General features: G+C 68.6%; 10 protein-coding genes. 5 read left to right on the forward strand and 5 right to left on the reverse strand.

Annotated features, from left to right (window positions below):
• The first annotated feature begins 17 nt into the window (after nt 1-17).
• Both ACFU7D_RS27130 and ACFU7D_RS27135 read left to right on the forward strand, forming a co-directional pair.
• Entirely contained in the window at nt 18-581 is a 564-nt protein-coding gene (locus ACFU7D_RS27130; RefSeq protein WP_378873212.1) for a dihydrofolate reductase family protein, read from the forward strand.
• Nucleotides 582-790: 209 nt separating this feature from the next.
• Nucleotides 791-1,567: a septum formation family protein gene (locus ACFU7D_RS27135; RefSeq protein WP_378873214.1), complete on the forward strand. Its 777-nt coding sequence runs from the start codon at nt 791-793 to the stop codon at nt 1,565-1,567.
• 62 nt (nt 1,568-1,629) lie between these two features.
• On the opposite strand, the gene ACFU7D_RS27140 is transcribed toward ACFU7D_RS27135, so the two are convergent.
• Complete coding sequence (locus tag ACFU7D_RS27140) at nt 1,630-2,319, reverse strand: TrmH family RNA methyltransferase (RefSeq protein ID WP_378873216.1); 690 nt, start codon at nt 2,317-2,319, stop codon at nt 1,630-1,632.
• Between the two features lie 104 nt (nt 2,320-2,423).
• Here ACFU7D_RS27140 and ACFU7D_RS27145 point away from each other — a divergent pair, with 104 nt between their 5' ends.
• Nucleotides 2,424-3,167 carry a DedA family protein gene (locus ACFU7D_RS27145; protein ID WP_378873218.1) on the forward strand — a complete coding sequence of 248 codons (744 nt, stop codon included), beginning with the start codon at nt 2,424-2,426 and terminating at the stop codon, nt 3,165-3,167.
• Here the strand turns inward: ACFU7D_RS27145 and ACFU7D_RS27150 are convergent.
• Nucleotides 3,164-4,330, reverse strand: coding sequence for an aminotransferase class I/II-fold pyridoxal phosphate-dependent enzyme (locus ACFU7D_RS27150; protein WP_378873220.1), 1,167 nt, complete (start codon nt 4,328-4,330; stop codon nt 3,164-3,166). The genes ACFU7D_RS27145 and ACFU7D_RS27150 overlap by 4 nt on opposite strands.
• Nucleotides 4,331-4,349: 19 nt before the next feature.
• Here ACFU7D_RS27150 and pyrE point away from each other — a divergent pair, with 19 nt between their 5' ends.
• The gene (gene pyrE / locus ACFU7D_RS27155) at nt 4,350-4,886 is read left to right on the forward strand and encodes an orotate phosphoribosyltransferase (protein ID WP_378731769.1); all 537 of its coding nucleotides are present in this window, start codon (nt 4,350-4,352) and stop codon (nt 4,884-4,886) included.
• A 69-nt stretch (nt 4,887-4,955) separates the two neighbouring features.
• Nucleotides 4,956-5,630 carry a DedA family protein gene (locus ACFU7D_RS27160; RefSeq protein WP_378873222.1) on the forward strand — a complete coding sequence of 225 codons (675 nt, stop codon included), beginning with the start codon at nt 4,956-4,958 and terminating at the stop codon, nt 5,628-5,630.
• Nucleotides 5,631-5,632: 2 nt separating this feature from the next.
• Here the strand turns inward: ACFU7D_RS27160 and ACFU7D_RS27165 are convergent, their stop codons facing one another.
• The 3 genes from ACFU7D_RS27165 to ACFU7D_RS27175 all read right to left on the reverse strand — a co-directional run bounded on the left by ACFU7D_RS27165 (nt 5,633) and on the right by ACFU7D_RS27175 (nt 8,007).
• Nucleotides 5,633-6,301 (reverse strand): hypothetical protein, encoded by a 669-nt coding sequence (locus ACFU7D_RS27165; protein ID WP_378873224.1) that lies wholly within the window; start codon nt 6,299-6,301, stop codon nt 5,633-5,635.
• A gap of 27 nt (nt 6,302-6,328) precedes the next feature.
• On the reverse strand, nt 6,329-7,390 hold the full coding sequence (locus tag ACFU7D_RS27170; protein ID WP_378873226.1) for a hypothetical protein: 1,062 nt from the start codon (nt 7,388-7,390) through the stop codon (nt 6,329-6,331).
• A 71-nt stretch (nt 7,391-7,461) separates the two neighbouring features.
• Nucleotides 7,462-8,007, reverse strand: coding sequence for a chloramphenicol phosphotransferase CPT family protein (locus ACFU7D_RS27175; protein WP_378873228.1), 546 nt, complete (start codon nt 8,005-8,007; stop codon nt 7,462-7,464).
• Nucleotides 8,008-8,077: the final 70 nt, after the last annotated feature.

The following is an 8,077-nucleotide window of genomic DNA, read 5'->3' on the forward strand; positions in this document are numbered from 1 at the left end:
CACCTAGCGTCAGGGGCATGCCCAAGGTCACCTACTTCACCGCAACCTCGCTGGACGGCTACATCGCCGATGAGAACAGCTCGCTGGAGTGGCTCTTCGAGACGCCGCACGGCGACGACGAGAGCTCCTGGGAGCGGCTGATGGCGGAGTCGGCGGCGCTGGTGATGGGCGGCACGACGTACCGCTGGATGATCGACCACGATCCGGAGATGCTGACCGGGCCGGAGAAGTGGCGGGAGTACTACGACGAGCGGCCGGTCTGGGTCTTCACGCACGCGACCGACCTGCCGGAGGTCCAAGGCACGCAGGTCCGCTTCGTCCAGGGCGACGTGAAGCCCGTCTACGACGAGATCGCGGCCAGCGTCGACGGCGGGATCTGGCTCGTGGGCGGTGGCGACCTGGTCGGCCAGTTCGACGATGCCGGCCTGCTCGACGAGGTGGTCGCGGGGATCTGCCCGGTCACCCTCGGCGCCGGAGCGCCACTGCTCCCCCGCCGCATCACCAGCAAGAGGATGAGCGTCATCGACGTCCTGCAGACCGGCGAGCAGGTGCAGATCCGCTATCGGATCGCGAGGCCCTGAAAGAGCCCCCGCTGCCGCCCGGCCCCGAGGCCACGCACCCACAGAGGGGGGCACATCCGGGCGACCCGGGGTTAACTTTAGCGGATCCTGTTTTCGCGGAGGACACCGGGGCGTAACCGCTTTACAACCACCCGAATTGACTATGCCCCGCCTGGCATCGCGCTGCGATGATTCAGCCCGCCACATCCCACTTATTCGAAAGCACGATCATGTCTCGTCTTCGTGCCGGCGCGCTCGCGCCTGCGCAGAAGCCCGTGACGGCTGCCCTCATCCTCGGGCTCGTCATCGGCGTCTTCTCCCTCATCGGACTCACCGCCACCAAGGCCGACGCGGCAGTGCCGCCCAAGCCCACGGTCGGCACCTGCTACAACTACGGCTGGACCGCCTACGGCGCCTGGTCCCAGACCGGCAAGATGGTCTCGTGCAGCTCGGCCCACACCGCGAAGACCATCGCGCTGGGCACCCTGGTGTCGGGTACGACCCGCACCGAGGCCTCACTCACCCGCGAGGCCAACTACTCCCACATGGTCAAGACGTGCGTGCGCGCGCTCAGCACGAAGCTCGGCAGCACCGCCTCGAAGCGGAACCAGTCCGCGTACACCACCTCGTTCTACGTGCCCACCGCCGAGCAGTTCAAGGCCGGCCAGCGCTGGTTCCGCTGCGACGTCGTCCTCCCCGGCAAGGACTCGCTGAAGAACCTGCCGACCAACCGGGCGAAGTTCCTCGAGGGCATCGCGCTGACCCAGCGCACCCGCGGCTGCATGAGCGCGAAGTTCGCCGGGCCGTACTCCTGCCTGAGCGGGCACACCTACAAGTCGATCTCGGCCTTCAAGAAGGCCGGTACGACCTACCCGAGCACGACCTCCATCCAGAACGCCGTCGCGAAGAACTGCCCGGCCAGGACGAGGGCGTACAGCGTCGTGAGCAGGTACGAGTGGCAGACCGGCGACCACACGGTCGTCTGCTACGAGCGGAACACCAACTGATCCGCTGACTCCAGCTGCTTCTCCGATCCCCCGGGCCGTGCGCCCGGGGGATCGTTCGTCTCTCAGCCCCGCCAGGCCTCGTCCGAGCCCAGGTCGGCGTGCTGGACGACCCAGGAGTGCATCGCGATCGCCGCGGCCGCGGAGGCGTTGATCGACCGCGTCGAGCCGAACTGGGCGATCGAGAAGGTGCCGTCGACGCTCTCCCGGGCCTGCTCCGACAGGCCCGGGCCCTCCTGCCCGAACAGGAAGCAGACTTTCCGGGGAAGCGACATCGTCTCCAGGTGGAGCGAGCCGGGCAGGTTGTCGATGCCGAGGAGGCGTACGTCCCGTTCGTGCAGGTAGGCGGCCAGCGCGGGCACATCGGGGTGGTGATGGACGTGCTGGTAGCGGTCGGTGACCATCGCACCACGGCGGTTCCAGCGGCGGTTGCCGACGATGTGGACCTCGGCGGCGAGGAAGGCGTTGGCGGTGCGGACGATGGTGCCGATGTTGAAGTCGTGCTGCCAGTTCTCGATGGCGACATGGAAGCCGTGGCGGCGCTGGTCGAGGTCGGCGACGATCGCCTCCAGCGTCCAGTAGCGATAACGGTCGACCACGTTGCGGCGGTCGCCGTTGGCCAGCAGGTCCGGATCCCAGTGGTCCCCCTCGGGCCATTCACCTTGCCACGGACCCAGGCCGACCTCCGGCTGCCCATGGGGCATCGGGTCGTACGGCGCTCGGGATTCAGCCTCGGACGGTCGTGTCTCGTTCATCGGCCGATAACAATATTCGACAACAAGAGTTGTTACCTATGGGTACCGTAGGGGCCGTGACAGGTGCGGGGAATTTTGCGCCGATGCTGGCCGGTTTGGAATGGATGAGTCCGGATTTTCTGCTGGCCACTTTCGGCGAGCCGCTCTTCTGGATCAGTCTGATCATCATCTTCATCGAGTGCGGCCTCTTCTTCCCGTTCCTGCCCGGTGACAGCCTGCTGATCGCGCTCGGGATCTTCATCGCGACCGGCAAGATCGACATCTTCCCCGGGCCACCCGGCGTCGAGATCGTCATCGCGATGCTCTTCTTCGTCGCGGCGGCTTTCGCCGGCAACGTGACCGGCTACGAGATCGGCCGAAAGATCGGCCCGCGGCTCTACGAACGCGACGGCCGGTTCATCAAAAAGCGGCATTTCGACCAGACCCGTGAGTTCTTCGACAAGCACGGCAACAAGGCGTTGGTGATCGGCCGGTTCATCGCCTTCGTACGCACCTATGTCACCGTCGTCGCCGGAGTCACCCACATGGACCGGCGGCGGTTCTACTTCTGGAGCCTCGTCGGCGGCGTGCTGTGGGTGCTCGTGGTGACGCTGTTCGGCTTCTTCGTCGGGTCCCGCTGGCCCTGGCTGGCCGACAACATCGACTACCTGATCCTGCTGCTCTTCGCGCTCGCGTTCGCACCCGCGATGGTGGAGTGGTGGCGCCGTCGGCGTACGTCCTCGCGGCTGGCCGCCGATCTCGACCACGACGGCCACCCGGACCGCGACGTCATGGGTATGGCGGTCCGACCGCGCACCCCCGCGGACGACGAGACCGACCGCCGGGTCGACCGCCGGGCGGACCACTAGCGTTTCAGACGCCCCTCACCGAGTCGCTCCAGGGCCTCCTCGATCACCTCGCGCTGCTTGGTGAAGGTCCAGCGGACCAGATGCTTCCCCGCGTCCGTGTCGTAGAAGCCCTGCAGCGGGATGGCCACCACCCCGGCCCGCTCGGGCAGCGACCGGCAGAACTCGAGCCCGTCGGCCCACCCGAGGTCCTCGATGTCGGAGACGGCGAAGTAGGTGCCCTCCGGGATCGTCACGTCCAGCCCGATCTCCTTCAGCCCGTCACAGAGCAGGTCGCGTCGCCCCTGCAGATCGAGGGCGAGCTCGCGGGGCCAGTGGTCGAGATGCTCGAGCGCGTACGCCGCGGCGGGCTGCAGCGGGGCACCGGAGGTGAACGTCAGCCACTGCTTGGCACCGAGCAGCGCCTGGACCAGGTGCTCAGGACCGGTCGCCCAGCCGACCTTCCAGCCGGTGAAGGAGAACGACTTGCCGATGCTCGACAGGGTCAGGGTGCGCTCGCGCATCCCCTCGAGCGTGGCGATCGGGACGTGCTCCACGCCGTCGAACGTCAGGTGCTCGTAGACCTCGTCCGAGACCACCGTCAGGTCGTGGTCGCGCGCGAACCCGGCGACCGTCTCGAGCTCCTCGCGAGTGAGCACGGTGCCGGTCGGGTTGTGCGGGGAGTTGAGGACGAGCACCTTGGCCTTCTCCGATGCGGCCGCCTCGAGGGCCGCGCGCGGCAGTCTCCCACCGGGCGCGTCCGGGTCCAGGCTGAGCGTCACCGGGCGACGTACGCCGCCTGCGAACTGCACCATGGCCGGGTAGCTGTCGTAGTAGGGCTCGACGAGGATCACCTCGTCACCCGGGTCCACCAGCGCGAGGATCGCCGCCGCGATCCCCTCTGTCGCGCCGGTGGTCACCGCGACCTCGCGCGCCGGGTCGAAGGTCAGGCCGTAGTGGCGCTGCTGGTGAGCGGCGACTGCCTCGCGCAACGCTGGGATGCCCGGGCCCGGGGCGTACTGGTTCCGTCCGCTCTCCAGCGCGGCCACGGCCTCCTTGATGATCTCCTCGGGGCCGTCCACGTCCGGGAAGCCCTGGCCGAGGTTGACCGCGCCGGTGGCGACGGCCAGGGCCGACATCTCGGAGAAGATCGTCGGCGGGATGCCGTGGAGTCGTCGCGCAGTCATAAGACTTAGGCTATTGATCGTGACAACTGACGCTGCCCTCGCCGCCGACATCGATGCCACCTGCCGCCTGCACGGGGAGTTCACGCTCCGCTCGGGGCAGGTCAGCGACACCTACTTCGACAAGTACCTCTTCGAGGCCGACCCCGCGCTCCTGGACCGGGTCGCGGCGCGAATGGTCGAGCTGCTGCCGGAGGGCACCGAGCTGCTCGGCGGCCTGGAGCTCGGTGGCATCCCGATCGTGACCATGGTGTCGGCCAAGACCGGCATCCCGGCGATCTTCATCCGGAAGAAGGCGAAGGAGTACGGCACCGCCAAGCTCGCCGAGGGTCCCTCCTTCGACGGGAAGCGGGTGACGCTGATCGAGGACGTGATCACCTCCGGTGGTGCCGTACGCGACGCCGTCAACGCGCTTCGTCCGCTTGGTGCGATCGTGGACACTGTCGTGTGTGCGATCGACCGTTCGCCCGAGCCCGGTGAGTCCCTGCGCGATGTCTCGCTGGAGATCCGGTCGGTGCTGACCCGCGCCGAGCTGGACGCGGTCAGCGCGGCCTCCTAGGGCATCCACAACCAGGGTCGCTAGGCTTCGCCCGCCAGCGCCCACCCCATCACCTTCGAAGAGAGCCTCATGATCCTCACCGCCACGCAGCCCGAGGAGCTCACCGGCGTCGCCGGCTGGGCGGTCGACCTGATGGACAAGCTCGGCCCGGTGGGTGCGGGGCTCGGCATCGCGCTGGAGAACCTCTTCCCGCCGCTGCCCTCCGAGATCATCCTGCCCCTGGCCGGCTTCACCGCCGCCCAGGGCCGGTTCACGATCGCCGAGGCGCTGATCTGGACCACCCTCGGCTCGGTCGTCGGCGCGCTGGTGCTCTACCTGATCGGTGCCGCCATCGGCCGCGAGCGGGTCTACTGGATCGGCGAGAAGCTGCCGCTGATCAAGACCTCCGACCTGGAGAAGACCGAGGCGTTCTTCGAGAGGTACGGCGCCTGGACGGTCTTCTTCGGCCGCTTCATCCCGATCTTCCGGTCGCTGATCTCGGTGCCCGCCGGGGTCACCCGGATGCCGATCTGGAAGTTCCTGATCCTCACCACCGTCGGCTCCGCGATCTGGAACACCATCTTCGTGGTCGCCGGCTACCAGCTGGGCGACAACTGGGAGAAGGTCGAGCCGATCGTCGGCCGCTTCCAGAACGTCGTCATCGTGGTCGTGGCCGTCGCCGTGGTGGCCTGGATCGGCCTGCGGATCTACAAGATCGTCCGCGGATCCGACAACGGGGCCAAGGACGACTCGCTCGTCTCCTAGGTCTAGAACTGCTGGTGGGTCGGCGGTGTCATGCCCGGCACCGCCGGCGGCTGCAACGGGTCGAAGGGCTTCCTCCGGGCGAACCAGTTGCCTGCCCTGCCTGCGTACAGCATCACCACCGCGGCGATAATCAGCGCCGGATAGAGCACCACGAAGAGCGAGAGCAGCGCGGCGATCGAACCGACCACGGTGAGCAGGATCCGGGCCACCTTGGAGCGGAACAGCACCATGATCCCGAGCGGGATCGCGATCAGGCTCAGCACGCCGCAGACGGCGAACCAGATGATCATCGCCAGCGTCACGCCCTTGTCCGAGGACGTCGGGTCGTTGTAGTCGGCGATCCCCGCGGGCACCATGAACACCGAGATCAGCAGGGCGATCACCGACCCCACGATCGTCATGATCGACGCCGCGACCACCGTTCCCGGACGGGCATCGGGATCGGGCTGCGGATAGTGAGGGCGGAGGTACGCCGGGGGCTGCTGTCCCATCGCGTACTGGCCATAGGCCGGGGGCACCTGGCCCCATCCCTGGGGCTGCTGCGGCTGCGTCGGCTGCGGCGCGGCGTACGGCTGGGGGGTCGCGTACGGCGTCGGGGGCGGCGGCTCCTGCCCCTCGAACGGCGGCTTGCCGCCGTAGGGGTTGTCGAAGGAGCCGAACTGATCTGACATGCCGCGGAGCCTATCCGGCAGTCAGGGTCAACGGTTGCGGAACCACGCGGCGACCTCGGGGCGCAGCAGGAACGAGAAGGTCGCGACCGCGGCGCCGAAGAGGACCACCGCCGGCGGGAAGGCGAGCGCGAAGAGGAGCAGCGAGAGCGCCGAGATGCCGGCCGAGATCATCAGCGCGACCCGCGCCCAGGAGTGGCGGCGGATCGCGAAGACGGCGAACACCCCGGCGGCGACGCAGACGAGCGCCACCAGCACGGCCATGATCCAGACCGAGGCCACGATGATGTCGGTGGTGTAGAGCTGCGCCGCCTCCCGCATCGCCGGTTCGCTCTCCGCCTGCTTGCGCACCTGCTCGAGGATCAGGTCAGGGTTGGCGGTCGCCGTCGCCGCCGAGGCGAGCATCATCAGCGCGGTCAGCCCGGAGCCGATCCAGGTGAGCACCGCCGCCGCCATCACGGCGCCCGGGCGCCGCTTGGGCGCCGCCTTGGTGGTCTGGGCGACCGAGCCGGTCCACGGCGGCGGCTGCTGCTGGGAGAGCCGAGCCGGTCCGGAGGTCGAGCCGGTCGCGGTGGTCGGGGCGGTCGGGGTCTCCGGCGGAGCCGGAGCGACGTACGACTCCTGGTCGGGGTCGCCGGCCTCGATCGCCTCCCGCTTGGTCGGCGAGACGCCGTCGAACCAGTCGCGGGTGGGCGACATCCACAGGAGTACGACGGCCACGGCGGCCAGCGTGGACCAGAACCCTCCGCCGAACATCCCGGCCAAGAAGAGCGGCGCCGCGATGACAGTGAGCGCGAGCCGGGCCTGCTTGCTGCGCTGCAGCACATGCCAGCCGAGGATCACCGCCGCTGCCGCCATGGCGCCGGTGACCAGCGCCATCACGTGCATGAGGCCGAGGATGTTGTCGAGGCCGATCCCCGAGCCGGCGAGTGGCGGCTCGGCCAGCAGCTCCTCCACCCGCTCCCGGGTGTCCAGGCTGCGCAGCCCGGCGATCTGGTCCCAGGCCGTCACCACGGTGAGCAGTGAGCCGAGCACGATGAGCCACCCGGCGAGGGTGGCCTGACCGGGGCGGGGAAGCTTCGTTTCAGACATGTCGGGAATCATTTTCTCATCCCTGCCAACCCCACCCACGAGCGGGCGGCCACGTCGGCCGACGGGGGTGCCTATTCGGCGCGAAGGCGGTCGAAGACCTTGGGCACGGCGATGGCGGGAAGGGCCTCGGCGATCTCCTTCGCGCACGCCGCCGGGGTCGCGGTGGTGGAGTCGACGCGGAGGTCGTACGCGTGGGAGTAGACCAGGGTCTGCGAGCGGGCGAGGCCAGCCGGACGGTCACCGCGGGCCGCTTCACGCCGTTCGAGCTCCTCGGGCGAGCACCAGACCTCGATGAGCGTGACGTCGTAGCCGTCGAGCACCTCGAGCAGGTCCTCGAGGCGCCAGGTCTCGCTGAGCGGGTAGTCCATGATCACGTCGTTGCCGACCGAGGCCAGGGCCGCGACGGCGCGGTGATAGCCCAGGCGGGTCCGCCGCAGCATCTCGGCGATCCCGTCCTCGTCGAGCTCGCGGGTATGCACCGTCGACCGCATCCCGCTGATCCCGTCGACCGGCACCAGGAACCACGGATCCTCGAGCAGCGCCAGCAGCTCCCGCCCGATGCTGCTCTTGCCCGAGCTGGATGCCCCGTTGAGCAGGATGATCCGACCGTTACGCATGCGAGGAGGCTACTGGCCGCTACCGAATGCCGAGGCGTCACGTACGTCGGCCGAGTGGGCATCTGGATGC

The sequence above is a fragment of the Nocardioides sp. NPDC057577 genome (genome assembly GCF_042801335.1).
Classification (GTDB): domain Bacteria; phylum Actinomycetota; class Actinomycetes; order Propionibacteriales; family Nocardioidaceae; genus Nocardioides.

Excerpts from the sequence above, each read along its gene's own strand:
- ACFU7D_RS27130 (WP_378873212.1), top strand. The coding sequence starts at position 18 with ATGCCCAAGGTCACCTACTTCACCGCAACCTCGCTGGACGGCTACATC.
- ACFU7D_RS27135 (WP_378873214.1), top strand. The coding sequence starts at position 791 with ATGTCTCGTCTTCGTGCCGGCGCGCTCGCGCCTGCGCAGAAGCCCGTG.
- ACFU7D_RS27140 (WP_378873216.1), bottom strand. The coding sequence starts at position 2,319 with ATGAACGAGACACGACCGTCCGAGGCTGAATCCCGAGCGCCGTACGAC.
- ACFU7D_RS27145 (WP_378873218.1), top strand. The coding sequence starts at position 2,424 with ATGAGTCCGGATTTTCTGCTGGCCACTTTCGGCGAGCCGCTCTTCTGG.
- ACFU7D_RS27150 (WP_378873220.1), bottom strand. The coding sequence starts at position 4,330 with ATGACTGCGCGACGACTCCACGGCATCCCGCCGACGATCTTCTCCGAG.
- ACFU7D_RS27160 (WP_378873222.1), top strand. The coding sequence starts at position 4,956 with ATGATCCTCACCGCCACGCAGCCCGAGGAGCTCACCGGCGTCGCCGGC.
- ACFU7D_RS27165 (WP_378873224.1), bottom strand. The coding sequence starts at position 6,301 with ATGTCAGATCAGTTCGGCTCCTTCGACAACCCCTACGGCGGCAAGCCG.
- ACFU7D_RS27170 (WP_378873226.1), bottom strand. The coding sequence starts at position 7,390 with ATGTCTGAAACGAAGCTTCCCCGCCCCGGTCAGGCCACCCTCGCCGGG.
- ACFU7D_RS27175 (WP_378873228.1), bottom strand. The coding sequence starts at position 8,007 with ATGCGTAACGGTCGGATCATCCTGCTCAACGGGGCATCCAGCTCGGGC.